The sequence below is a fragment of the Bacillus sp. sid0103 genome (assembly GCF_019219025.1).
This window is the reverse complement of record NZ_JAHUWN010000022.1, coordinates 55,829-81,817: the sequence shown is the minus strand read 5'-3', so window position 1 is coordinate 81,817 and position 25,989 is coordinate 55,829. Positions and strand designations below refer to the sequence as shown.

Annotated in this window: 24 protein-coding genes; 18 read left to right on the top strand and 6 right to left on the bottom strand. The window is 38.0% G+C overall.

The genetic code is table 11. The annotated features are described in order from the left end of the window. Positions 1-135: 135 nt before the first annotated feature. Positions 136-1,791, bottom strand: a complete 1,656-nt coding sequence (locus KW850_RS22305) for a bifunctional metallophosphatase/5'-nucleotidase (protein WP_374226378.1) — start codon at positions 1,789-1,791, stop codon at positions 136-138. 385 nt (positions 1,792-2,176) lie between these two features. On the opposite strand from KW850_RS22305, the gene KW850_RS22300 reads away from it, so the two are divergent. Then, positions 2,177-3,976: a S9 family peptidase gene (locus KW850_RS22300; protein WP_218349953.1), complete on the top strand. Its 1,800-nt coding sequence runs from the start codon at positions 2,177-2,179 to the stop codon at positions 3,974-3,976. Between the two features lie 251 nt (positions 3,977-4,227). Further along, positions 4,228-5,067: a KPN_02809 family neutral zinc metallopeptidase gene (gene ypfJ / locus KW850_RS22295; RefSeq protein ID WP_218349952.1), complete on the top strand. Its 840-nt coding sequence runs from the start codon at positions 4,228-4,230 to the stop codon at positions 5,065-5,067. Positions 5,068-5,143: 76 nt separating this feature from the next. Here the strand turns inward: ypfJ and KW850_RS22290 are convergent, their stop codons facing one another. Further along, positions 5,144-5,815 carry a cell wall hydrolase gene (locus KW850_RS22290; protein ID WP_218349951.1) on the bottom strand — a complete coding sequence of 224 codons (672 nt, stop codon included), beginning with the start codon at positions 5,813-5,815 and terminating at the stop codon, positions 5,144-5,146. A 311-nt stretch (positions 5,816-6,126) separates the two neighbouring features. Between KW850_RS22290 and KW850_RS22285 the strand changes: the two genes are divergently transcribed. The 6 genes from KW850_RS22285 (at position 6,127) to KW850_RS22260 (ending at position 14,822) form a co-directional block, all read left to right on the top strand. Then, positions 6,127-7,515, top strand: coding sequence for an amino acid permease (locus KW850_RS22285; protein ID WP_218349950.1), 1,389 nt, complete (start codon positions 6,127-6,129; stop codon positions 7,513-7,515). 206 nt (positions 7,516-7,721) lie between these two features. Beyond that, positions 7,722-8,450: an amino acid ABC transporter ATP-binding protein gene (locus KW850_RS22280; protein WP_218349949.1), complete on the top strand. Its 729-nt coding sequence runs from the start codon at positions 7,722-7,724 to the stop codon at positions 8,448-8,450. A gap of 15 nt (positions 8,451-8,465) precedes the next feature. After that, positions 8,466-9,272, top strand: coding sequence for a transporter substrate-binding domain-containing protein (locus KW850_RS22275; RefSeq protein ID WP_218349948.1), 807 nt, complete (start codon positions 8,466-8,468; stop codon positions 9,270-9,272). Between the two features lie 90 nt (positions 9,273-9,362). Further along, positions 9,363-10,001, top strand: coding sequence for an amino acid ABC transporter permease (locus KW850_RS22270; protein ID WP_218349983.1), 639 nt, complete (start codon positions 9,363-9,365; stop codon positions 9,999-10,001). Positions 10,002-10,013: 12 nt separating this feature from the next. Beyond that, positions 10,014-10,676: an amino acid ABC transporter permease gene (locus tag KW850_RS22265; protein ID WP_218349947.1), complete on the top strand. Its 663-nt coding sequence runs from the start codon at positions 10,014-10,016 to the stop codon at positions 10,674-10,676. 174 nt (positions 10,677-10,850) lie between these two features. Further along, a complete protein-coding gene (locus tag KW850_RS22260; protein ID WP_218349946.1) occupies positions 10,851-14,822 on the top strand; it encodes a S8 family serine peptidase in 3,972 nt (1,323 codons plus the stop codon). 210 nt (positions 14,823-15,032) lie between these two features. Here the strand turns inward: KW850_RS22260 and KW850_RS22255 are convergent, their stop codons facing one another. Next, complete coding sequence (locus tag KW850_RS22255) at positions 15,033-15,218, bottom strand: hypothetical protein (protein WP_218349945.1); 186 nt, start codon at positions 15,216-15,218, stop codon at positions 15,033-15,035. 212 nt (positions 15,219-15,430) lie between these two features. Continuing rightward, a complete protein-coding gene (locus KW850_RS22250; protein ID WP_218349944.1) occupies positions 15,431-15,946 on the bottom strand; it encodes a J domain-containing protein in 516 nt (171 codons plus the stop codon). A gap of 549 nt (positions 15,947-16,495) precedes the next feature. On the opposite strand from KW850_RS22250, the gene KW850_RS22245 reads away from it, so the two are divergent. From KW850_RS22245 to KW850_RS22225, 5 genes are all read left to right on the top strand, one after another. Further along, entirely contained in the window at positions 16,496-16,702 is a 207-nt protein-coding gene (locus KW850_RS22245; RefSeq protein ID WP_218349943.1) for a Fur-regulated basic protein FbpA, read from the top strand. A 290-nt stretch (positions 16,703-16,992) separates the two neighbouring features. Beyond that, on the top strand, positions 16,993-17,352 hold the full coding sequence (locus KW850_RS22240) for a Na-translocating system protein MpsC family protein (RefSeq protein WP_218349942.1): 360 nt from the start codon (positions 16,993-16,995) through the stop codon (positions 17,350-17,352). A 154-nt stretch (positions 17,353-17,506) separates the two neighbouring features. Next, the gene (locus tag KW850_RS22235) at positions 17,507-19,864 is read left to right on the top strand and encodes an FdhF/YdeP family oxidoreductase (RefSeq protein WP_218349941.1); all 2,358 of its coding nucleotides are present in this window, start codon (positions 17,507-17,509) and stop codon (positions 19,862-19,864) included. A gap of 33 nt (positions 19,865-19,897) precedes the next feature. Next, on the top strand, positions 19,898-20,719 hold the full coding sequence (gene fdhD, locus KW850_RS22230) for a formate dehydrogenase accessory sulfurtransferase FdhD (RefSeq protein WP_218349940.1): 822 nt from the start codon (positions 19,898-19,900) through the stop codon (positions 20,717-20,719). Beyond that, the gene (locus KW850_RS22225) at positions 20,685-21,029 is read left to right on the top strand and encodes a hypothetical protein (RefSeq protein ID WP_218349939.1); all 345 of its coding nucleotides are present in this window, start codon (positions 20,685-20,687) and stop codon (positions 21,027-21,029) included. The genes fdhD and KW850_RS22225 overlap by 35 nt, the downstream gene beginning before the upstream one ends. Here KW850_RS22225 and KW850_RS22220 read toward each other — a convergent pair. Beyond that, a complete protein-coding gene (locus KW850_RS22220) occupies positions 21,026-21,214 on the bottom strand; it encodes a hypothetical protein (protein WP_218349938.1) in 189 nt (62 codons plus the stop codon). The genes KW850_RS22225 and KW850_RS22220 overlap by 4 nt on opposite strands. Before the next feature lie 333 nt (positions 21,215-21,547). Here KW850_RS22220 and KW850_RS22215 point away from each other — a divergent pair, with 333 nt between their 5' ends. The 3 genes from KW850_RS22215 (at position 21,548) to KW850_RS22205 (ending at position 23,292) form a co-directional block, all read left to right on the top strand. Next, positions 21,548-22,312 carry a sulfite exporter TauE/SafE family protein gene (locus tag KW850_RS22215; protein ID WP_218349937.1) on the top strand — a complete coding sequence of 255 codons (765 nt, stop codon included), beginning with the start codon at positions 21,548-21,550 and terminating at the stop codon, positions 22,310-22,312. Positions 22,313-22,570: 258 nt separating this feature from the next. Next, positions 22,571-23,119: an NADPH-dependent FMN reductase gene (locus KW850_RS22210; protein WP_218349936.1), complete on the top strand. Its 549-nt coding sequence runs from the start codon at positions 22,571-22,573 to the stop codon at positions 23,117-23,119. Between the two features lie 20 nt (positions 23,120-23,139). Beyond that, positions 23,140-23,292 carry a hypothetical protein gene (locus KW850_RS22205; RefSeq protein WP_218349935.1) on the top strand — a complete coding sequence of 51 codons (153 nt, stop codon included), beginning with the start codon at positions 23,140-23,142 and terminating at the stop codon, positions 23,290-23,292. A gap of 180 nt (positions 23,293-23,472) precedes the next feature. On the opposite strand, the gene KW850_RS22200 is transcribed toward KW850_RS22205, so the two are convergent. Further along, the gene (locus KW850_RS22200) at positions 23,473-24,336 is read right to left on the bottom strand and encodes an SDR family oxidoreductase (RefSeq protein ID WP_218349934.1); all 864 of its coding nucleotides are present in this window, start codon (positions 24,334-24,336) and stop codon (positions 23,473-23,475) included. 233 nt (positions 24,337-24,569) lie between these two features. Here KW850_RS22200 and KW850_RS22195 point away from each other — a divergent pair, with 233 nt between their 5' ends. Beyond that, positions 24,570-25,010, top strand: coding sequence for an Rrf2 family transcriptional regulator (locus tag KW850_RS22195; protein ID WP_218349933.1), 441 nt, complete (start codon positions 24,570-24,572; stop codon positions 25,008-25,010). 171 nt (positions 25,011-25,181) lie between these two features. Beyond that, positions 25,182-25,634: a C40 family peptidase gene (locus tag KW850_RS22190; protein ID WP_218349932.1), complete on the top strand. Its 453-nt coding sequence runs from the start codon at positions 25,182-25,184 to the stop codon at positions 25,632-25,634. Positions 25,635-25,989 lie beyond the last annotated feature (355 nt).

Genomic DNA, 25,989 nt, shown 5'->3' with positions numbered 1-25,989 from the left:
TATAATTCCTTAATGCTCAGAATTAATGTCTTCGCTTTGTGACCTATCAACGGTTTGTTCTGTGTTCGTAGCATCGGTTTTCGAACTAGAATTTGTGCGTTTTTTTTGCTTCAAAAGGTGGAAAATTTCTATATGTTAATTCTTACCGCTTGGAAAATTTATTTTTTTTATTCGGCCTTCGATCGAAGAGGTAAACGGTTGCTTAAGTTGCTTCACGTAAGTTTTAAATACATCTATGTCAACTGGACCAATGACTTTTTTTGTCCCTTTAAGTAAGACAGTGAAATTGTCCCCGCCGTCCGCCATGTAGTCGTTTACCGTAACGGTGTATCTTGATTTTGGATCAATCGCGGTCCCGTCTGTAGTGAAAATATCGTTCAATTTACTTCCCGCAGGTTTTGTTCCGTCCCATGTGTATTTTAAACCGGAAACTTGCAGCATTCGCACTTTGCCCGGCTGCCATTGCTGATTTAAAAGGCTGCGGACTTGGTCGCCGGTCAACGTCATTTTAACGAGTTTGCGTTTAAACGGTTGAATGGTTAACAAATCCTCAATGGTTACTTCTCCTTCATGTAGGTCTGCCCGAATTCCACCTGGGTTCATAAAAGAGAAATCAGAATTCATCACTTTTCGCTGCGAATCGGCAATCAGATTGCCCAAAGCTGATTCACCGTTTTCGTCTCGATTGCTGGAAATGTCGTGTGCAGCCGTGCCAACGACTTCTATAACATAGGAAGCAACTTCAGCTTCGTACATTTCCACCATTTCCTTGATTTCCTTATCCGGTTTGATAGCGTCCTGATAGGTAATGACAATTTCCGCCTTTTTGTTCACGATTTCTTTCGTTACTGGATCAATCTCTAAGTTGACGGCGGAGAACGCCGTTCCGTAGGAATAAGCTTGAACAAGCAGCTTTCCATCTACTTCCGTATTAAGATAGGTATGGCTATGACCAGCAAACATCACGTCCACTTCATTGTCTACCCTTTTGGCCATTTTGACGATTTCTCCAGTAGCAGCGCCGTTTGGAGTGGACTGCCTGCCGTCATTATGCGCCAGTATGACGATAGCTTTCACACCTTGCTTCTTAAGTTGTGCCACCGATTTATTAATGGCTTCCACTTCATCAATGAATTTTACACCTTTTATTCCTTTCAAATTAACCATCGTGGGTGTTTCGTTCAATACAATGCCAATAAATCCGATAGATATGCCATTCAGACTGATAATTTTATAGGGAGGGAGGAGAGGTTTTCGCGTCTTTGCATCAATTACATTAGCACATATATAGGGGAATTGAGCACCTTCAAAAAATCCTGTTTTGGGGTGGAACCCGCCATGGATCAACCGCATCATTTCTTTCACGCCTTGATCAAATTCATGATTACCTGGGGTTCCTAAGTCAAAGCCAATTGTGTTTAATACTTTAATCGTTGGTTCGTCTTGCAGAAGCGAGGAGACGGGTGCACTTGCGCCAACCATATCACCTGCATGAACCAAAAGGGTATTTTTGTTTTCTGCTTTCTTTTGCTTCAAATAGGCAGCTAGATACTCAACACTGCCCACATCCCTTCGGTTAAATTTGCGGGTGATGTTTAATTGTCCGTGCAAATCGTTTACGCCGAGTAATTGCACTTGAATGAAACGGTTCTTAGTATTCTCGGTGTTATTGGGTACGCCTGGTGTCTCCGGTTCACCAGAGGCCATAACAATGCCCGCAGCTAACGTAGTCGTAAGAACTAAAGCAGTTACTGCTTTTTTCAATACGTTCCAATTCAATGTTTCTCTCACTCTTTTCTCGCCTCCAAATCCTCTAGTTGGTTACTTCTTTAGCTTAAAGAAGGATTGTTAAATCTGCTTTACATTATTGTGAATTTTCAGTTAATTAATGAGTTAAGGAGTGGAAAGGAAAGAGTCTCCCCATACACGGGAAGACTCTGCTTTATCTGTGATAGAATCAAACAAGTGGTTTCTAAAGTTCTTCTTTTATAGGTTATTAAACATTACTCCAGCCATATAGAATAATATGGATTGGTTGTAAATATAATGGATTGGATAGAGTGATGCAAACTTAATTGATCCTTCTAATGGATAAAAGATTCATGACATTCTTAATGACTCTTTTACATATTCTCTTGAGTGTTCAATTAATGCCTTAATGGAATGGGGGATGTTTATGGTTGCCATTGGTATAGAACCGTATTTGCATGTTCGTTTTGCCAAAAATCCAGTATACGATCCAATTGGTCACAAGATAAGCTTTATCGCTGATTATACTGGTTTGCCACAAGTTTGGGAACTTAATCTAGGGGAAGGCAGTGACGGATGGCCTGTCCAAACTTCCTTTACAAAAGAAAGAATCACCTTTATCAGCTATCTAAATGGTAAATCTAATTTAATTATTGGTATGGATGATGGCGGCAATGAAAATCAGCAATTGTATTTACTTAAGGAAGATGGAAAAATAATTGAATTGACAAACTCACCTGACCATATACACCGTTATGGAGGAAGCTCTCCAGATGGAAAATGGATTGCCTGGTCGAGTAATCGCCGGAATCTAGCTTTTTTTGATATATATATTCAAAACCTGGAATCGTTGGATTTTCGTCTTCTGAATGCTGGTGATGGGATATTTTCAGTGGTTAAATGGTCTCCTGACGGTAAATCCATTTTGGTTCAGAAGACAAATTCTCCTCTAGATAATGATTTAGGTATAATCGACCTTTCAACAGGGGCGATGAACTGGTTAACAGAACATACAGGGGAAGCTAGTTTTAAAGATGCCCATTTTAATAAGAATGCGGACCATATTTATTTATTATCGAATAAAGGCAGAGAATTCTATGGGCTTGCTCTTATTAATTTAAAAACCAAACATTTCGAATGGCTAGAGCAGGGAAAGTGGGATTTTGAGGAATTGGCAATGAATGATGATAAAAATTTGTTAGCTTATTCGATAAATGAGGGAGGAATTTCCAAGGGGGTACTTCTAGACATAAATCGAAGTAGCCTTTATACGTGGAAAACTCCAATCGGAGTCATATCAAATCTAAAATTTTCCCCTGATAGCCAAAAACTAGCCTATGTGTTTAAGGGAGCGGCATATCCCTCTGATATCTGGGAACTTGACCTAAAGACCATCCTGCCGGAGAGGCTTACATATGTTTCCCGCTCACCAGTGCTGGAAAATAAATTTGTTGAACCGGATCTAATAACTTTTCGCTCTTTTGATAACCTCGAAATTCCCGCCTTTTATTCAAAGCCAAAAGATTCCACTGAAAAACTTCCAGTTGTAATTTACATTCATGGCGGGCCTGAGAGTCAAGCTCGTGCGGTATACAACCCCGTTCTGCAGTATTTACTAAACCAGGGTTATGCCGTTTGTACACCAAACATTCGGGGAAGTACTGGTTATGGAAAAAAGTTTACACATTTGGATGATGTCCGAAAAAGAATGGACGCAGTAAAGGATCTCGTTTTTTTAGTGGAATGGCTAAAGGCGAACGGGAATGTAGATTCTAAAAAGATCGGGATCATGGGGGGCAGCTATGGCGGGTTTATGGTTCTTGCTGCCATCAGTCACTATCCACAGCTTTGGTCCGCTGCTATTGATATAGTGGGAATGTCCAGCCTAAGATCGTTCCTTCAAACAACAAGTCCGTGGCGTAAGAAGCACCGGGAGAGTGAATATGGAACAATTGAAAAAGACGGAGAATTTTTTGATAGAATTGATCCATTAAATTATGCAGATCGAATTACCACCCCATTATTAGTTATTCACGGGAAGGGCGATCCGCGTGTCCACATAAAAGAATCTGTGCAAATCGTGGATAAACTAAAGAAACGAAATCACTTAGTTGACTTTATTGCCTTCGAAGATGAAGGCCATTCCATCATAAAACAGAAAAATAAAATGATTGCCTATAAGGAAATGGTTATGTTTCTTGATCGTTATATTGGTAATGGATCCTAACTCGATGAGGAAATGAAAATTCCCAAGAGTAGCGTGACAGTTGCTGAAAACTAGGGAAACAGCATGTTAAGCTGGCAGATTAATAAGTGAAATAGAAAACGGCTCCCGGAATTTTTCCAATTCCGGGAGCCGTTTTCTATTAGCACTGCTGACAGGTTGATAATTTCCAGAATCTATACAATTTTAATCCTCTCTATTGTGGGTATAACATTATGGAATAGTTAATTGGTTAATTTTGAGGGAGGAAAAAAATGAAATGGAAAGGAAGACGGCAAAGCTCAAACGTTGAAGACAGAAGAGGTATGGGCATGGGTGGCAAAACCATGATTGGAGGCGGGATAGGCACTATTATTATCGTTCTCCTTTTTACGCTCCTAGGAGGAAATCCAGGAGATATTATAGGCAACAATTCTGCTAATAATATGGATACTCAAGCACCAGCACCTTATCAAGAATCTGCTCAAGAGAAGGAATTGGCAGGCTTTGTTTCTGTTGTTCTGGCTGATACAGAGGATGTATGGTCAGATCAATTCAAGAAGAAAGGGCTGCAATACGAAAATCCTAAGCTTGTTTTGTACAATGAGAGTGTACAATCGGCCTGTGGATCGGCTAGTTCGGCTGTAGGGCCGTTTTATTGTTCAGGCGACCACAAGCTCTACATTGACCTTAGTTTTTATGAGGAGCTGAAACAGAGATTCCAGGCACCTGGTGATTTTGCGATAGCATACGTAATTGCTCATGAGGTAGGTCACCATGTCCAGACCCTTTTGCATAGCGGGGAACAGGTTTCACCAGCCCAAAAGCGAAACAATGAGTACTCGGTCCGGTTTGAATTGCAGGCTGATTACTTGGCAGGGGTTTGGGCCCACTACGCGCAAGGGAAGGGATACCTAGAAAAGGGCGATCTTGAAGAGGCAATGAATGCAGCAAATGCTGTAGGTGATGATAATATCCAGAAAAAAGCACAGGGCTATGTGGTTCCTGAAAGCTTTACACATGGAACTTCCGAGCAGAGAAAACGCTGGTTTACTAAAGGATTCAAAAACGGCACAATTGAGGGAGGAGATACCTTTCAAGCAACAAACCTTTAAATGGTTTCAACCGTAAGGATGATTAAGAACGTTGTTTACAAGCTAAAAAAGCCGTCATTCAACGGCTTTTTAACCTTTATTTTGCGAAAACATGATCCCCAATAGTCTTTACTACTGTACGAGTACGAATCCATTCATCCTCTGCAATTTTTGGGTTATAAAAATAAACAGAATCATTTAAACGATCATCTCTGGTTAGTGCTTCTTCTACTGCTCGTTTCGACTCATTTGATGCTGGCTTATTAATTTCTCCATTTTGAACAGGTGAAAAGGCATAGCAATTCCCAACAACTTGTTTAATTACACCTGTAACTGTATCTGGGAAATCAGGAGAATCAACTCGATTTAATACGACAGTCGCAACTGCTACTTTTCCTTCATAGGATTCACCTTTTGCTTCAGCTTCTACTAATCGGGCAAATAAGTCTTTCTCTTTAGCTGAAATTGTAACGGCTGGTTTCTTTTTTTCTTTTTTTTCAAATTCAGGTTTTGATGATTGTTTTGTTACTACTTTCGGTTGATTGGGATTTCGCAACATTTCTTCTATATAAACCCAATTGTCAGGACGTTTATTAACTTTTTCTATATTCTCAGAGTTTAATCCATATTGTTGTCCAAGGTCCGAAAGGTTATCGCCTTTTACAACTGGGGATTTGGTAATAGCCTCGACCGTATTATTTTGAAGACCTATAAATGCAAGTGTAGCTACACAAGCTACAACTAATGCTTTCATGTAATTGTTTTTCATGTTGCTACCTCCTGTAAATTCGTATGGTACTACTTTATCATGTGCTAGTACACGAATTACAGAACGCTTCTGTTACATTTCTTTATAGTTTGATGAATAATATTACGGGTAAAATAGAATTATGACATTATTCCTATATAAATGACATATTCGACCCAATATTACGAAATAGAGGAATATTTTACTGAGCATTTCTTGTAATAATTGAAGTAAGAAGTAGAAGTTTGAATTGAATGAATATTCTTTCATGTGGAAAGGAGAATCTAACTTAGTTATTCTAATAGAATAATTAAGAAGGGTGGAATCATGGTGTGGGCAAAAATCACGAAGGTGAGAATTTACAACGAGGTCTAAATAACAGGCATATCCAGTTAATTGCACTCGGAGGGGCGATTGGAGTCGGTTTGTTCTATGGTTCAAGTGCAACGATTCAGATGGCAGGTCCGTCCATTTTGCTTTCCTACTTAGTTGGAGGTCTTGTTATTTTTACCATTATGAGAGCGTTAGGGGAAATGGCTGTTGATGATCCAGTTTCGGGTTCATTTAGTTCCTACGCTAATCGTTATTTAGGGCCATTTGCGGGGTACTTAACAGGTTGGACCTATTGGTTTATGTGGGTTGTCGTCGGGATGGCAGAAATTACAGTTGTCGGTGTTTATGTGAATTATTGGTTTCCTGATATTCCACAATGGCTGACAGCACTTGCAACACTTCTTGTGATAACAATGATAAACTTGACTAGTGTAAAAGCATTTGGAGAGTTTGAATTTTGGTTCGCGATGATTAAAGTGATTGCGATTATTGGAATGATTGTGGTTGGATTAGGAATGATCCTTTTAGGGATCGGCAACCAAGGTCAGCCAATCGGTTTTAACAATCTTTGGGCACATGGCGGTTTTATGCCAAATGGTTTGCAAGGTATTTTAATGTCATTGGTGTTGGTCATGTTTTCATTTGGCGGGGTAGAATTGGTCGGTATTACAGCAGGGGAGGCTAAGAATCCTCGTAAATCGATCCCAGCTGCCATTAACAATGTGGTCTGGAGGATATTAATTTTTTATATTGCAGCATTAGGAATCATTATGAGTTTATATCCTTGGAACGAAGTAGGGACAAATGGCAGTCCATTTGTATTAATTTTTGATAAAGTTGGTATACCTGGTGCGGCACATATTATTAACTTTGTCGTGTTAACAGCAGCTTTGTCTGCTTTTAATAGCGGTCTTTTCAGTACAGGAAGAATGCTTTATAATTTATCACTCCAAAATAACGGACCCCACTATTTTGGGAAGTTAAACAAGCATTCGACACCAAAACGTGGCATTCTATTTTCGTCCTCAATTTTACTTGTCGCTGTATTTTTAAATTATATTGTTCCTGAAAAAGTATTTATGTATATTTCTTCTGTCGCAACCGTAGCCGTTATCACTAGCTGGACAATTATTCTAATTACACAAATAAAGTTCCGGCAATCAAAAACAAAAGAAGAAATAAGAAAACTAGCATTTAAAATGCCGCTCTATCCAGTATCAAGTTACCTCGCACTTATTTTTTTAGCATTTGTGGTCGTATTAATGGCCTTTATTGAGGAAATGCGAGTCGCTTTAATCGTTGCACCTATTTGGTTTTTGGTCCTATATGTCGGTTACCGATTAAAAAAGACCGATTCACCCAAGAATCAAAAAAATAAGGAAAAGTAAGTAAAAGAGATGGTAAAGTGCATCAATAAAAAGGTGTCAGGCACCATGTGAATTTTTCACATGGTGCCTGACACCTTTTTTGATGATCCACCTTTTTAACTAACCCAAAAACGAGTCAAAAGTCGCGGTTTGAATTGGACAAGGTCTGAATATCATGTAAGTAATTCTGAAAATTTCCATATTTTGTTTAGGTTAGGAGGTCAAGAATGATTGAATTTAAACAGGTAAATAAGTTTTATGGGGATTTTCATGTCTTAAAAGATATTAATCTCACAATCTACCAAGGGGAAGTAGTCGTGGTAATCGGGCCTTCCGGATCAGGCAAAAGTACATTGCTCCGCTGTATCAATCAACTCGAAACCATTTCTGACGGGACACTTATCGTAAATGGAATATCTGTCGGGGATAAAAAAACAGATATCAATAAACTAAGGCGCAATATTGGCATGGTTTTTCAGCATTTTAATTTATATCCACATAAAACAGTGCTTAAAAATATCACGCTCGCACCTATGAAAGTTTTGGGGCAATCAGAAAAGGAAGCGAATGATACAGCCAGATATTACCTTGAGAAGGTAGGGATATTAGAAAAATCCGAAGCTTTTCCTTCCCAACTTTCTGGAGGTCAGCAGCAGCGTGTAGCCATCGCCAGGGGCCTTGCAATGAACCCGAAAATTATGCTTTTCGATGAACCAACCTCAGCGCTTGATCCAGAAATGATAGGAGAGGTCCTGGATGTCATGAAAGACCTCGCTAAAGAAGGCATGACGATGGTCATCGTTACTCATGAAATGGGCTTTGCGAGGGAAGTGGCTGACCGAATTGTTTTTATGGATGAAGGGCGAAAATTAGAAGAAGCTGTTCCGGCTGAATTTTATGAGCATCCTCGTGAAGAACGGGCGCGCTTGTTTCTGAGCCGTATCTTAAATCATTAATTGGAGGGAAAAGAAATGTTCAAAACAAAAAATTTAGTGAAAATGGCATTAGTAACCACAATGGCTGCCTTCATTCTTGCCGGATGCGGTGGGGACAAGGACTCCAAAGGCAACAGCAGGGATGTACTTGCCCAAATTAAAGAAGACAAAAAAATTGTATTTGGCGTAAAACATGACACTCGCTTGTTTGGATTGAAAAATCCATCAACAGGTGAGGTGGAAGGGTTCGATATCGATATTTCCAAAGCATTGGCAGAAGAAATGTTTGGTAAGGATGTGAAGCCAGAATATGTAGAGGTTACTTCGAAAACAAGGGTAGGTCTCCTGAATAATGGTAAGGTGGATGCGGTCGTCGCAACGATGACAATCACGGATGAACGAAAGAAAGAAGTGGATTTCACAGATGTATACTTTCAAGCTGGACAATCATTGCTTGTGAAAAAAGGAAGCAAGATTCAGAGCATTAAAGACTTGAAGAAAGGAACAAAGGTGCTTGCTGTGAAAGGCTCGACCTCTACGATCAATATTCGTGAAAAAGCACCTGAAACAACAGTACTTGAATTCGAAAACTATGCAGAAGCCTTTACAGCCTTAAAGGCAGGTAAAGGTGATGCCCTGACAACAGATGATGCAATCCTTTATGGGATGGCAGAAGAAGATCCATCATTTGAACTGGTCGGTGGTACGTTTACAGAAGAGCCTTACGGGATTGCTGTTAAAAAAGGCAATAAATCACTGGTCGATGAGCTGAATAAAGCATTGAAAAGTCTAAAGGATTCAGGCAAGTACGACGAAATTAAGAATAAATGGATTAAAAAGTAATCATATATACACGGTTTCTCGTCAGGATGGGTAGTAGTAGGAATGCTAGGTTTCGCTCCTGCTCATCCTTTTTTATGAGGAGGTGAACGTCTGCTGGATTTCTCGATACTTACCGATAATATTGATGCATTTTTGCAAGGGTTAAAAATAACGATTATTGCTAGTTTAATCGCTTTATTATCCAGTTTCATTTTGGGTACTCTGATTGCTGTCCTGCGAATGGCTCCCATTAAACCACTCAACTGGCTTGGAACGGCCTATGTTGAATTTATTCGAAACATCCCAGTGCTGGTGATCATTTTTTTTACTTACTTGGCTGGTAACTTTGGCGGAATGACTGCAGGAACGATTGGATTGACCATTTATACGGCAGCATTCATTGCCGAAGCCATTCGTGCTGGAATTATGTCTGTTCCAAAAGGACAAATGGAAGCGGCCCGTTCAACAGGATTGAGTTACGGTCAGTCAATGAGAATGGTGATCCTTCCACAGGCAATCAAGATCGTCATCCCATCCCTTGGCAACCAATTTATCAATCTAGTTAAAAATTCATCCTTGTTAGCCGTTGTCGCGGGTGGAGATTTAATGTATCAGGGAGATTTAATCTCGGCAAAGACATATGTAACCTTTGATACCTATGTGTTAGTAGCCTTATTTTATTTAATTTTAACGATCCCGTTAAGTTTGGGCGTGGGATTTTTGGAAAAACGTATGGCTCGAAGTCATTAAGGAGGTGCAGAGATGGATCTTCTAGCACCGTTCAGTGAAGTATACACTCTAGACAATTTAAAATTTTTGCTGGAGGGATTCGGGGTCACGCTAAAGGTTGCCGCCATTTCGATTGTGCTCAGCTTTGTTATAGGGGGGGTTATTGGCACGCTTAGATATGCGCGGATAACCGTTGTTTCGCCCCTACTTGCCTTGGTTGTTGAGACAATTCGGAACCTTCCCTTACTGCTTATCATTTTCTTTACCTATTTTGCCTTGCCCGAAATTGGCATTGAAATGGAGATAACGACAGCGGCAATCGCCGCATTGACCGTTTTTGAATTAGCTATGATATCAGAAATTATCAGAGGCGGTTTAAACTCCGTTGAAAAAGGTCAGATGGAAGCAGGCCGGGCCTCTGGATTGACCTACATCCAGACATTACGCTATATCATCATGCCACAGGCGCTAAGAAGAATGGTTCCTCCAATCGTTAGTCAATTTATTTCTCTTCTTAAAGATACATCTTTAGCTGTTGTCATTGCATTACCGGATTTATTGCACAATGGCCAAATTATTTACGCCCAAAAGGGATCGTATGTGATACCTGTTTTTATCATGATGGCGTTTATGTACTTCATCGTTAATTATGCCTTGTCACTAGTTGCCCGAAGGTTAGAATTAAAGCAAATGTAAGAAATCGGCTCAGTAATTGGGCCGGATTTTTTTTTTGAAATAGCAATTGCAAGTTTTACCCAAAAAGTAAGAAATTTGTCACGCGATTTATGTATCATAGACTTGTAAATAATTGTATAATTCTTCAAGTATAGATAATATTTTCTATTAATCTAATAAAAAAGGAGTGCAAGAATGAAGAAAAAAACACTTTTAACTTTACCGGTTACTGCCTTTCTGTTAGCATCAACCATTTTCACAGGAACAGGGCAGGCAGCTGCACAAACAGGACCTACTAAGGTCGTAACGGGTGAAAATCAGGTTAACTCTAGTAAAAATCTTAGAAAAAGCCAAATGAAAGAAGTAATAACAGTAAACAAAAAGGTATCTATTAATAAGAAGACACAAAATAACTTAGTAACTGAGGTCAAAGAAAAATTAAAAAATGGAGATTCACAGAGTAAAAATAAATACGAACCAGGCGAATTAATCATTAAATATAAGAAAAAAGTGACTACTGGGGAAATCAGTACACTTCAGAAGAAGTTTTCATTAAAATCGACGAAAAAATTAAAATCTTTTAATGCAGAGGTTGTAAAAATCCCTGCAGGTGTTAGTTCCAGTGATTACATAAATACACTAAAAAAGGATTCAACCATTGAATCCGTACAACCTAACTACAAATATTATGCAACTGACACCAACAGTTCTCCTAACTATTATGATCAATTATGGGGCCTGGACAATTCTGGACAGCCTATAAAAGAGATTAATGGATTAAAAGATATAGATGTAGATGCACCTGAAGGATGGAAAAAATTTAGTTCAACCTTACCAGAAGTGGTTGTCGGTGTCATTGATACGGGCGTGGACATCAATCACCCTGACTTAGCAGGAAAAATTTGGACAAACACAAAAGAATTAAATGGTGAACCTAATGTTGATGATGACCACAACGGTTATATTGATGATGTCAATGGATGGGATTTTTATAATGATGACAATACTGTCTATGATTCACTTGAAGGGGATGAGCACGGTACACACGTCTCCGGAACCATTGCTGCAGCATTAGAAGGAAACGATAGTAGTGAAAATAAAGGTGTCATCGGTGTTGCTCCAAACGTGAAAATTTTACCGATAAAATTTCTAGGTCCTGATGGGGGAACAACATCAGATGCCATCGAGGCAATTGCGTACGCGAAAACGATGGGCGTAAAAATAACAAATAACAGTTGGGGCGGAGGAGAATACGATCCATTACTCCAAGAAGCCATTGAGAATAGTAATAGTTTATTTGTCGCTGCTGCAGGAAATGATGGAATGGATAACGATGAAGGCGGAGCATATCCTGCGAGCTTTGAAAGTGCAAATATATTAGCAGTTGCTGCTGTCGATAACAAGGGTAAATTAGCACCTTTCTCAAATTATGGTTACAATTCTGTTGATGTGGCTGCCCCTGGTGTTGACATTCTAAGTACAGTTCCCAAATTCCCATTGGATGAACTGACAAAAGCATTGAATATTGACCAGCCAGGAGCATCCGCCCAAATCGACGGGGACAATTATAAAGCGATCTTTGATGGCATTGGGTACGAAAAAATTTCCGAGGCACAAAGGCAAGAAGCTTTTGAAAAAGCATTAAGTTACTTAGAAATAAAGGATCCGTCCAAAAACATTCTTCTTGTCCAAGATGATGAAAGCGATCTTGCAGAATTATTTAAGGACGAGCCTGAACTTCGCGGCCTATTTAAAAACTATTTGCCTATTTATCAAAAACTATTGGCTAACCATCCTTCACTAAAAACGATTACGATTAATTCCGATTCATCCCTATCCAATTACCTGAACAGTAACGACTTGGCTTCCTATGATGCGGTCATTTGGTTTACAGGAAGCGGTCTTGGTTTTTTTTCTGAGGAAGGCACCACTTTAACCACAACAGATGCCGATATGTTAAAAAATTACCTATCCAATGGTGGGAAATTGTTGTTAACTGGACAGAATGCCCTATCTGGCCAAGAGAAATCACCACTTGTTAAGGATTATTTACATTTAACTGTTTTTCCTGATATGGGACCAAGTTTGAATGTGGAAGGTTTATCTGGTGGAATCTATGAAAATACAAAATATGATGTTAATAGATTTGAAACACCATACTACTTTGCTGATTTGGTTAAATCCAATGTTCCAAATGATCCAAGAACGATAATAAATTCTAAATATGTTTCTGATTATTCACAGGCATATGATTACTATAGCGGAACATCAATGGCAGCCCCTCATACAACTGGCACCGCGGCTATTTTACTAGGATTACGTCCAAGCATGTCGCCGGAAATGCTAAAGCTGTATACAAGCACAAAAGGAAAGAACCTAGAAACGCTAAAAGGGCTCGTAAGCAGCAGCAAACTTGTTAAATCTTCGAATCTAGATAACTTTGATGATAGTGTAACTCCAGGAGTGCCGTTGGAAAATAGCGTTTTAAACGACAACCTAAATGTGACAACAGATAAAAACGATGTTTTCGCATTGTCCTTAAAAGAAGGAGAAGCCCTTTCACTTTCTCTGAATGGCTTAGCAGGTACCGATTTTGATCTATATGTGTACAATGAATCAACAACGAGTATAGAAAATACGAATGGCATGCTTGCCTACTCTGAGAATGTAAATACATCCAATGAGACAATTAAGTTTACTGCTCCTAAAACAGGGATTTATTTTGTAAATGTCTACGCCTACAAAGGTGCAGGAAGCTACAAGCTCTTCACCGGTAATTTTGGAGGATCGTATGAGGATGATTCCAACTCCATGACTTTCTTAGGGGAATGGATGCCTATATTTGATCCACAACATTCAGGGGAATCTGCCAAAGCCCTTAATTCAATTGGGGAAGTGAACTTTTCTTTTGTTGGGGACAGCTTTGAATGGCAAGGCTTTAAAGATCCTACGCAAGGTATTGCTGATATTTTCATAGACGGTATAAAGATTGGATCTCCATCGCTTTATGCCAGTACTTTTAAAGCAAAACAAACGATCTTTAGAAAAGACTTTTCATCTTATGGCAGACATAATGTAAAAATTGTCTGGACAGGAAAAAGTGATCCAGCTTCGAGAAAAAGTGCTTCAGGGATCAATCTAGATAAATTAATTGTAAGAAGTAATCCTGTATCATTAAAAGCTTCCTATGATATGGGCAAGAAATATCCTGTTATAACATGGACAACTGTACAATGGGCAGAATCCTATAGCATTTATCGCAAAGAATCTTCACAATCAGACTATGTACAAATTAAAACAATGCCTATATCTTCAGCAAGTTATACGGATACCACTGCAGTACCAGGAAAATCCTATAACTACACCGTAGTAATTAATACAAAAGATAAAACAGAGACACCTTTTTCAACGCCTTTCACTTTCGTTTATGATGATGATATAAAAGGTAGTCTACCAATCTCAGGGACAGTAAAAGGAAGTCTCAATACTGAACTCAAAGACGTAAATGACGTTTGGTCTAAACGCTTGGATCAAGGGAAAACATATGAGATTACCTTAACGGGGCCAGCGGTTGCAAATTTTGATCTTTCTTTATTCAATATTGGTTCAACGACTATATATGATCCGAAGAAGCCTGCTATTAAAAAATCGACAGGTACTGCTTCGTCTGAGAAGATCATATTTAAACCAGGTAAATCTGGACTGTATTATATCGTTCCAACTGCATTAAAAGGGTCAGGGCAATATAGTATATCTATTTCAGTTCAAACAGCAAGAATGGTTGAAAATACAGATTCTACTATTAAATATTCAGGAGTTTGGACGAAGCCGAAATATACCAGCGCTTCCGGAGGCACGGTAAATCAAACCAAAGGAATTTCCGGATCTCTTGAATATGCTTTTAGCGGAACTGGAATCACCCTTTATGCGGTAAAAGATAAAGTTATGGGAAAAGCGGATATTTACATTGACGGAGTAAAAGTAAAGCAAATCGATCTTTACTCTTCTAGCCGCAAGTATAAAGTGAATGTTTTTGAGACGCAAACTCTTGCAAATAAAGCTCACAAAATAAAGATTGTAGCAACTGGCAAAAAGACTAGCGCCGCAACAAGCGCACATATTAATATTGATGCATTTAAAGTAACACTGTTTACATTACTTAAATAAAAAAACAAAAATCCTGATCGCCACTTAGTAGGCATCAGGATTTTTGTTTGTGAGTTGATATATCTAATATTAGGGCAATTAAACGACTTGTAACGTAATGAGCGAATTTTGGGTTTCAATGTGCGAATTTAAGAAGAAACAATCGTTTAGAAATGAACGAAAAGAAAAGAAGGTGAATTTCACCTTCTTAATGCTTTGCTAATTTACATATTAAGACCGCTGAATCGTAGAGGTGGAGAAGTTTTTAACCATCTTTTGCAGGTTTCGATGACCTTCTCTTAATTTTATTGTTTCTTCGATAATTTTTTGGAATCCTTCCAAATCTCTATCAGTTGCATTTAATAAGGACTTCGGTAGACCTTCGACGATTTGTTGTAGGGATAAATCCGTACTCAAGGGAAATAACCACCTTTCAACTTATTCGTTAGACATCTTCTACTTCTTCTTCTTTATTATTTTGTAACAAGATGATTTTTTCCTGCTATCACGTTATAAAACTTATCTACATTAATCTCCATATTTCATAAGGAATAGAAAATTTACTACTAAATCAGACAAATTAAGCACGTAAAATAAAAATTGTTTCTGCTGTTTGTAGAAAAATAATTTTACATTGTCTTTGTATAATGATCATAAAACACTTTAAAAAGTCTCTCGTCACCACCTCGATCGGGATGAAGGGCTTTAAGTAGTTTTTTAAACTCTTTCTTTATCAATGTTTTGTCAGCACCCGCTTCTAAACCAACCATTGAGTTAAAGGTAAGTGGGGGATGATCGGAGAGAGCATGTTCTGCCTTTAACATTTTTTTTAAGGCACTAACTTTTGTACGTTCTATCCGAATAATACTTTTTAACTCTTCGATTTCCTCGTTTAATTTCTGGTTCTCTTGAAACGTTTTTTCCCAAAGCTGAAATTCAATACCATATTGTTTAATATTGGATTCAATCTTCTTTTCAAACATGAATGCTGCTAGATCTTTTGGTTTAATCAAAAAGTCAATATTAAAATCTTTGGTCCTTTTCGCTTTTAGCTTCCCTTCGAGGATCCAGCGTATGACGGTTTGTTCACTATCTGTTATCCCTACATCCCTTAGCTGCTCAGTAACCTCTTTAACATTTAACATCTGATCATCTCATTCTTGATTACTAGTTTTTTCTTATTCTTATGTACAAATTACTTTTAAAATTTAAATTCAATGTATCATACATAAAAACGTTTCAGGTTTACAAAAATATTAAATTTGATTAAGAATTTTTTTCAAAATTAACTTTTTGATTAAATTTATGGAAAAAAGTAGAAAAGGGTGCTTTATGGATATAATACCGTTATTCTTGGTAACAAAAAATACAGAGCTTTTTCGTTTGTTAAAGTATATTAACAATTCCTTTAAGAGTCATTAAATACACCTTGAATCGACATATTTTAAAAAAATGTCTTATATAATTATCTTTATGGGAAGGAGGTGAAACCCTTCTTTCATCAAATCTCTTGATAAGGGGGGTAAAATATGTCCGCTCTAAAGAGGATGTTCTAAGAAAGGATAATGTTCCTATAGTCATACCGCCATTCGAAAACCCATCTTCGATTCCTTACTTCTGTATATATACCTTCCTAAATTGCAACCATCCATGTGAACCAAATAAATACCAGTCATTAAATAGGAGGTTTTTTTTTGAAAAAATTACATCGAAAAGCTGTCCAGCAAAAAAGGCAGTTTCTAACAAATGAACTAATTAGATCTGGAATTTATAAAAAAAATAATAAACATCTGTATGAATGGACAATGAGTGAATTAGAAACAGAGTACCAATATATTGAAACGAATCGTTTGGAGTCGGGTAAAATCAATGAGGGAAATAGCAATTTTCAACTGAAATAATCTTATCATCATGAGGACCTTTTGTCTTTTAATAGTAATGAAGAAAGTGGAAATTATTATCATGATCAAAGGGGCAAATAAGGTTTCAAAAACAGCATCGAATACATAATATCTATTGTGTTGATTTCACTGCCATGTTATTATAAATTCATCTAATGTGAACAATTTGTGAAATTTACGATTTATTATAAAATATGAGTCTTTTTTAATACGAAACAGCGAACCTGTTAATCGGTTAAGAGGTTTGACTCATAATGAAACCTTGAGTAAAAACAAGTGAGATGAAATATGTGAATAAGTATGAAGCAGAATTTAGTAACATTGTTCGCGCGTATAGAAAACGTCATATGGGTAAAGGCCCTGGTCAAGTTCGAACAACTTTTTGTAAGAACTGGGCAATTTGTGAATTAGAAGGCAATTTATCTCCTATTGAAAAATTTATCGCTACAGCGGAAGATGGCAAACAAATGTTACGATCTGCTCGTACTGAAATGGTAAAGGAGATTTATCGAAAAAACTATCCTCAGGAAATGGAAGATTTACTTAATGTACGATTCATTCGTGTCTTTGTGGATATCAATATTGAAAAAGATATAGGTATGTCGATTTTCGTCTTTGATCAAGACATTGAGGAAAAGTTTAAAACGTAGATAAACTACTATCAATAGCATAATGTTGGCACTTGACAGCGTACCTGTTAAAGACTAACCACCTAGATATATTTATCCATTGTAATGGATGATGTTATCGTAGGTGGTTTTTTATTGGATTTTTACAAATAGCATTAAAGAGGGGGAAATGAAAATGGGAAAAACCCAACATCCGGGACCACAAAAAAAGGCAAAGTTACCTGCTCCTAAATACTGGGTAAGTCCAATTCCCTTTGGACTTGGAAAGATTAAGCCACAACATATCCGCGATACGATGAAGATCGCTTGGGATAATAAAGACAACATCGGCTATGCCACACGTATTATTACGAAAGGCGTTTGTGACGGTTGTGCACTCGGTGTATCAGGGTTATATGACCAAACATTGGATGGACCGCACGTATGCACCACACGTTTGAATGTGCTTCGGCTAAATACAATGCCTGCGATTCATCCTGAAATTCTACATGCCGATATTGATGAACTAAGGAAATATGATAGCACTGAACTTCGTAAGCTAGGCCGGATTCCCTATCCAATGATTCGTCGCAAAGGGGAACGTTATTTTTCACGTATTACATGGGATGACGCAATGGATCTCATTGCAGATAAAATGAAAAAGCTGGAACCGAAACAATATGCCTTTTATTTAACCGCTCGAGGGATTACAAATGAAAGCTATTATGTTGCGGGGAAAGTAGCACGTTTTCTCGGGACCAATCACATTGATAACGCATCCCGTATTTGCCACGCTCCAAGTAAAACAGCTTTAAAACGTTCCATTGGTGTGGGAGCTTCTACATCCAATTATCTAGATTGGATTGGAACGGATGTCTTACTGTTTTGGGGAAGTGTCGCTTCGAACTCATCACCTGTTTCTTCAAAATACATGCTTGAAGCAAAGAAAAAAGGAACCAAAATCATTGTGGTTAACCCATACCGAGAACCAGCGATGGATCAGTATTGGATTCCTTCAAACCCAGAGTCCGCATTATTCGGAACAAAAATTGCCGATGACTTCTATCAAGTCAACATCGGCGGGGATATTGCCTTTATGCATGGAATCATGAAGCATTGGTTTGATATGGAGGAAAAAGCATATGGTTCAGCGGTTAACCATGAGTTCGTAGAGGAACATGTAAACGGTTACGAAGAATTAAAGAAAAAAGTCCAAGAACAATCTTGGGAAGACATCATCGTATCTTCAGGCGTTTCAAAAGAAAGAATCATAGAATTAGCTGAACTTTTAGCAAACAGCAAAAATGCTGTATATGCGTGGGCACTTGGTCTGACGATGCATTCGTTTGCAACAGACAATATCTCTCAAGTCGCAAACTTGGCACTCCTTCGTGGTCACTTAGGACGAAAGTACGCTGGTCTTATGCCATTCCGGGGACACTCAAGTGTTCAAGGCAGCGGTGAAATGGGGGCAGACCCGTTTGTTTTACCTGGCGGGGGCTGGGATGGGAACAATGTTGAGCGAATCGAAAAGCTTTGGGGATTTGACCTGCCAGAGTGGCAGGGTGACATCGTTGGCGTCACACTAGAAAACATTGTTCTCCCAGAAGATCATGAGCGGAAAGTGAAACTATATTACCTATCTGGTGGTAATTTCTTAGAAACGATGCCTGATCCTGATTTTATTGCACAAGCCTTATCTGAACTGGAGATCCGCGTTCATCAAGATATTATTTTAAACACATCGACGTTAGTTGATGCGAAAGAAGCAGTCATCGTGTTACCGGCGAAAACGCGTTATGAGCAAGAAGGCGGCGGCACGAGTACATCAACTGAACGAATGGTTTACTTCTCTCCAGAAATTACTGGTAACAAAAACATGATTGAAGAAGCACGTGCAGAATGGAAAATTTATCTCGACCTTGCAAAGCGTGTGAAACCCGAAACAGCTCATTTGGTTGATTTTAAGGACGGCCAGGCCATTCGAGAGGAAATTGCCAAAGCAAACCCTGATTACGACGGCATCCAGCATTTAAAAAAGCAAGGAGACGTATTCCAGTGGGGGGGTGCTTGGTTATGTGAAGATGGACTTTGTCCAACCCCAGATGGCAGAGGTATCTTAATTCCGGTTGATATTCCGGATTTAAATAAAATGCCAGAACAATTTATTATTACATCTCGCCGTGGTAAGCAGTTTAACTCGATGGTGTATAAAGAAGTTGATCCATTAAACGGTGCAGGTCGTTATGACGTATTAATGAGTCCTGTTGATGGGCAAAAATTAAGCATTGCTGAAGGTGAAGGAATTGTTGTTTATAACGGATTTGGCGTCTTCCAAGGTACTGCTAAGTTTGTTGACATTGCGCAAGGAAATTTAGAAGTTCACTTCCCAGAGGGTAACTTCTTGTTGCCTCGCGGTCGTTATGAGAAATTTGCCGGCATCCCGGATTACAACATCACGGTTAATGTGGAAAAAGCAGAACGATATAATGCCCGTAAAGATACTCATTATCTAGAAAAGCCGATTGCGGATCTTGAAACAGAAGTTGGTTGAGGGCAAGAATATCCATGGAAAGGGGTACCACATTTGTTAAAGGAAATCACTACTTCTCAATACATTGTTAAGTATAATGGGGATAACTTTATCGAGGAAGAGGACGACATTGCAGTCGAATCTGCCCTAACGATTATATTAGATGGAACGGAGTTTGCCACCATGGTTTGTACCCCTTCTGAACTGCAAGAAATGGTGGTTGGCTTCCTAGCTTCTGAAGGTGTAATTCGAGTATACCAAGATATTCATTCGATCCATATCGACGAAGAAAAGGGATTTGCATATGTCGATCTTGTTAATACTCATTCGATTCAAAAAGATTTCCATTCTAAGAGGTTTATTGGATCTTGTTGTGGAAAAGGCCGGCAATTTTACTTTCATAATGATGTAAAGACAGCAAAAACCGTTATGACGAAAATAACGGTTACTCCAGAACAATGCCGTGAGTTAATGCACCAGATGCAGGAAAGTTCTTCTCATTTTCAACAAACGGGAGGGGTTCATAATGCTGCTCTATGTACAAAGGATGGAATTGTCGCAGCAAGGACAGATATAGGTCGACATAATGCCCTTGATAAACTATTTGGTTATTGCATTATCAACCGAATCCCAATTAAGGATAAAATCATTGCCTTCAGTGGTCGAATTTCATCGGAGGTTTTATTAAAAGCAGCCAAGATTGGAGTGGGGATTATTCTGTCTAAATCTGCACCCACCAATCTTGCCCTAGATTTAGCAGCGGAGCTTGGTATTACAGCAGTTGGCTTTATCCGTGGAAACGGATTTAATGTGTACACCCATCAGGAGCGGATTCAAGGAATTGAAGGTAATCCTTCATCAGCATCCGTTTTATAAATACTATTTTGGCAGCTGCTATATAAAAAAGGCTATGTTAAAGCTTATTGATGATTTTGGCACCCTGTTGATAGGAGCGGAAGGCGCGAAGACTCCTGCGGGAGGACGGGGCAGGGGAGACCCCGCAGGAGCGCAGCGACGAGGAGGCTCCCCGGACCGCCCGCGGAAAGCGAAGCGCCTGGAGCGGAAATCAACAGGCAAGTTTAACAAAGCCATAAAAAAATTAGCGAAAGGTACTTTCCATTTTATTTGGATGGTAGCTTTCGCTTTATTGCTGAGAGAAATAATTCTTGAATTCAATATCAATTAGTTCATTAAATTTAAAATAATTATTAATATTAAAGATACAGAAATAAATGCAATTATAAAGTATCCAATATATTTTAAAGGCTTAGGCAATTTACTGAATTTAGCATTTGTAGGATTCGCTGCATTTCCTTCGATCTTGTTCATGTGGTCAATTACATGATTAAATGGTTTATTTTCCTCTTGCATATTATCACCCCTATACTAAATTTTAACATATTTAGTTCTTTTATCCATGGTTTATTTGTGTGATATCACTGCTTGTTAGTCCCCTAAGCATATTTTAATTAATATAGATAAATGTTCAAATCGGAGAGAGTGAATACAAAAGTGATTAAAGCTGTTTTATTTGATTTAGATGGAACCTTATTAATATTAAAAGTCACCATTCTTGGTGGCTTTTTATTTTTCTAAAAAAACAAAGGACAATTCTCTGAATCTAAAAAATAATTAGTTATTTACAAGATAAATATAAATGTATATAATCCTATATAAATACTAGGAATTGGTAGGGCGTGCGATATGAGTATAGGGATTACTTTGATGGGTTTACTTGTAGGTTTTTTGGTTGGGTTGACTGGAGTAGGGGGAGCAGCTCTCCTAACCCCTGTCTTAATTTTAATAGGGGTTAATCCTTCAATTGCTGTTGGTACAGACCTTGTTTATAATTCCATTACGAAATTTTTCGGACTTTTTCAGCATTGGAGACAAAAAACAGTTAATCTTCAGATGGTTAAGTATTTAGCGATAGGAAGTATTCCTAGTGCGGTGTTAGCGATAGGTGGCCTTCACTATTTTGAATCTTATTACCATAATCAAGAACAGATTATCAGGCATTCCCTCGGATATATACTGATATTTGTTTCACTGGCTATCATAATTAGAACATTTGTGGAGAAAAAATTAAGACCTAATCGTTGGCAATTAAAACCTTTGAGAGAAAAGAAGATGCTAACTATCTTAATTGGATGCATTTTTGGATTTATTGTTGGACTTACATCTTTAGGTTCTGGCTCTTTATTTGCAGTGGCAATGATCTATCTATATCGAATGAAGACATCAGAGATGGTAGGTACGGATATAACTCACGCGTTTCTTTTGGTTTCGGTTGCAGGATTGCTTCATATTGGATATGGAAATGTGAACTATATGCTTGTTGGAAATTTACTCATGGGCTCAATTCCAGGAGTTTTGATTGGTAGCAGCATATCTGCAAAGGTTCCGACAAGACCGCTCCGAACCATTGTTGCTGTTTTAATTTTTGTAAGTGGACTAAAGTTAATCTAAGAGGTACTCAAAAAAGTAGTCTAATTTCTGCTTAGTAAGTTCCACTGATATGGCCGCCCTATTGGGCGTTTTTTTTTTAATAATGATATTATAAATAAGGATTGAAAAAGTTGGTTGAGGAAAAGGTGTTGACTTAAAAGTTTGGTTGTGCCCATACTGACTCATCAAAAAGTATGAATGGGATAACGTCTGAACAGTCCATGGAACAACAGGAGCTTTTTTTACAAAAATGATTAAAAAATACATTGGAGGTTTATCATGAAAATCGTAACAATTGTGGGTAGTTTAAGAAAAGAATCTTATAACATGCATCTATTTAAAACCATGCAAGACCGTTATAAGAGCAAAATAGACATGGAAATTACGGATATCCGGTCTCTGCCACATTTTGACCAGGACGAGGAAAATACCCCTCCACAACCAGTAAAAGAATTTAATGAGGCTATTGCAAGCGCAGATGGTGTTCTCATCATTACTCCAGAATACAATTGGTCCATACCAGGTGTTTTAAAGAACGCTTTGGATTGGGCTTCTAGGGTTGACAAGGTTTTTATTGGCAAACCAGTAATGGCATTAGGCGTGACTCTTGGCCTGCTCGGTACAGTCCGGGCTCAAATGCATTTACGTGAAATTTTAGCTGCACCTGGGATTCAAGCTAAAATTCTTCCACCAGGAGGAAATGAGGTACTGATTGGTTTGGCGAATCAGAAGTTTGATGAACAAACAGGTCAGTTGGTTGATGAGGGAACACTTCGTTTCTTAGATAGTAAGGTAGATGCGTTTATTAATTTTGTAAAGTCAGTCTAAACTTCCTAAAGGAGAATAATATGAACAACTATTCATTAGAGGGGACAAATAAGGTTGTTCAAAAAACACGTGAAGAGGAAAGAAAATCAGGCAATCGGGATGAATATCATTTTATTAGCGCTTGCAATATTTGTGGCAATTGGACGTTGGTAGGAGGAGTATATAGAAAATAGGCCCCGAATATCAGAGGTTGTTCTTGTTAGTGAGTATTTAGATTGACTATTATTTTTTGAGCAATCATGTAGCATTTTATTTAAGATCTGGCTGCCCGATGAGTGGTAAAATATTTATTACAAAAAATAAAACCGACCAATCTAATGGAAGAGGGTCGGTTTAATAATGTTCAATATTATTTAAGATATACTTTTCACGATCTGAGTTAGCCCCACACTAATAGGTGTAGCTGGACGTCCCAAAAGTTTTTCAAAATCGTTACTCTCGATTTCGAGGGTACCTTCTCGAATGTCTTTTTGAATGTTAACAAGAAAAGGAAGGAGGAAATCTGGTACACCAGCACCTTTCATAATGTCAGCATAAGTATTATCATCCACTTGTTGTACAGGTACGTCTTTACCCAATACAGTACCCAGTGAAGAGACAAGTTCTTCTTGAGTTAATAACTTTCCAGAAAGTTCATAGATTGTGTTTTCATGACCGTTCCCTGATAATACCGCTGCGGCAGCTTCAGCATAATCCTGTTGTAACGCCCAACCTACTTTTCCAGTACCTGCAGAAGTTACCCAAGGGGCTCCTGCTAGAACAGCCTGGATGCTGGAGCTTTCATTCTCCATGTACCAATTGTTGCGTAAGAAAGAATAAGGAATGCCTGTTTTTAGGATAGCTAACTCTGTTGCCTTATGTGTAGGAGCAAGGAAGTTTTTACTTTCCTGTGCGTTCACTAAACTAGTATAAGCAATAAATTTAACTCCAGCACGCTCTGCAGCAGCTACCGCATTTGTGTGCTGTTTAATTCTGGCTTCATTGTCCCCATCTGCAGAAATAATTAATAGCCTGTTGATACCTGAAAAAGCAGAATCTAGTGTATCTGGACGGTCAAAATTTCCTTCGCGAACTTCTACACCACGAGCGCGTAATCCTTCAGCTTTCTCTGGATTACGAACACTCACAGCAAGTTGATTTGCTGGAATAGTTTTCAATAATGTTTCTACAACTTTTGTCCCCAATTTTCCTGTTGCTCCAGTTACTAACACTTTCATTTTCTATACCTCCAATTATATTTTTTAATATCATCCTAATAGAACGTTCAAATTTAACTTGTATTCATATTGAATACCTGTATTCATAATAGATACTTCTTGGTTATTTGTCAATTGATATAATAAAGCTTTTTTATTTTTAACGAGTATTAAGGTATAATACGTTGTAATCAAATTAAATACATGTCGGTCCTGTGTTATCATTTTAATAAATATTAAGTAGGTGAATGAATATGTCCATCAGCAGCAGATTTTCCGTTGGTATTCATATATTAGCTCTTATTGAATTAAATAAAGAGGGGATCAGCTCATCGGAGTTCTTAGCAGGCAGCGTAAACACGAACCCAACCTTGATAAGAAAAATTATGGGTATGCTAAAAAAAGCAGGGTTAATCGCAGTACAACCTGGTATTGCAGGAGCAAAATTAGCAAAGGAACCATCTTGTATAACATTTCTTGACGTTTATAAGGCGGTCGATGTTGTGCAGGAAAAAGAATTATTTAGTGTGCATGAAAATACGCACCCTAATTGCCTCGTAGGCAGGAATATTCAAGATTCTATCACACCTGTATTGTCAGCAGCCCAGTTAGCAATGGAAAAGGTACTAGGAAATGTAACCATTGAAGACATTGTTAAGGATATTGTTGAAAAAGATAAATTTAAAATACAATAAAAAATTACGTACTGTTTATGAATGCTGTTGATTTTCTTATTGAACCACAGTGGACAAGTCTGAAATTATTTTAAAATAATTTTTGTAATGGAATTGTAATTTTGCTGAGATGTCACTGTTACACCTTTCTAGTATATTTAAACAATCAAATCACACTAGGAGGTAACAATCATGCTAAAGAAATTCATCGTAGCATTTGTTCTTATCGTTTCTTCTGGCTCTTTGTTTGCTAACATGGGTGATAAAGCGGAAGCAGCTTATTATAATACAAAAGCAGTTACGGTTGCTAAGTCTAATTTAGGCGTACCTTATCGTTGGGGCGGAATGTCAACAAGTGGCTTTGACTGTTCAGGGCTTGTTAAATACTCATATGCAAAAGCTGGAAGAACGCTTAACCGCACAGCCGCTCAAATGTTCTATGGAAATGGATATCGTATCTATTCTTATATACAACCAGGTGATTTAATGTTCTTTGCTCCAACAAAGGCAAGTAGACCGACACACGTTGCGATGTATATCGGGAATGGTAAAATGATTATGGCTTCTTCATCAAAAGGAGTTATGATTACAACTACAAATAACCCATACTGGCATCCAAGATACGTTGGAACAAAACGCGTTTAAAGACCATCTTTTCAAGATGGTCTTTTTCTTATCCATATAAACAGTTTCTTCCTGAAAAATAAAAAATAACTGAAACAATAGGCTATTTCAGTAGAAAAAATGGAGAACTTATTGGGGCGATTAGCAGGCCAAACGTTGTGATTGTCGTTTCTTTAAATAGATGAATGGAAGTATGAAAGCTTTGGTAAATATAAGAAGAGATTATCACCCTTTGATTATAGAGGGGTTAATATGAAAAAATGGTGAAAGTTATTTTGATCGTGTCAGGTACCACCCAATTACTGGAGGATGCCTGAGACTTTTTTGAGTTTTTTAATAAAAAAAGATTTCTAAATATTCAACAAATAAAGTATAA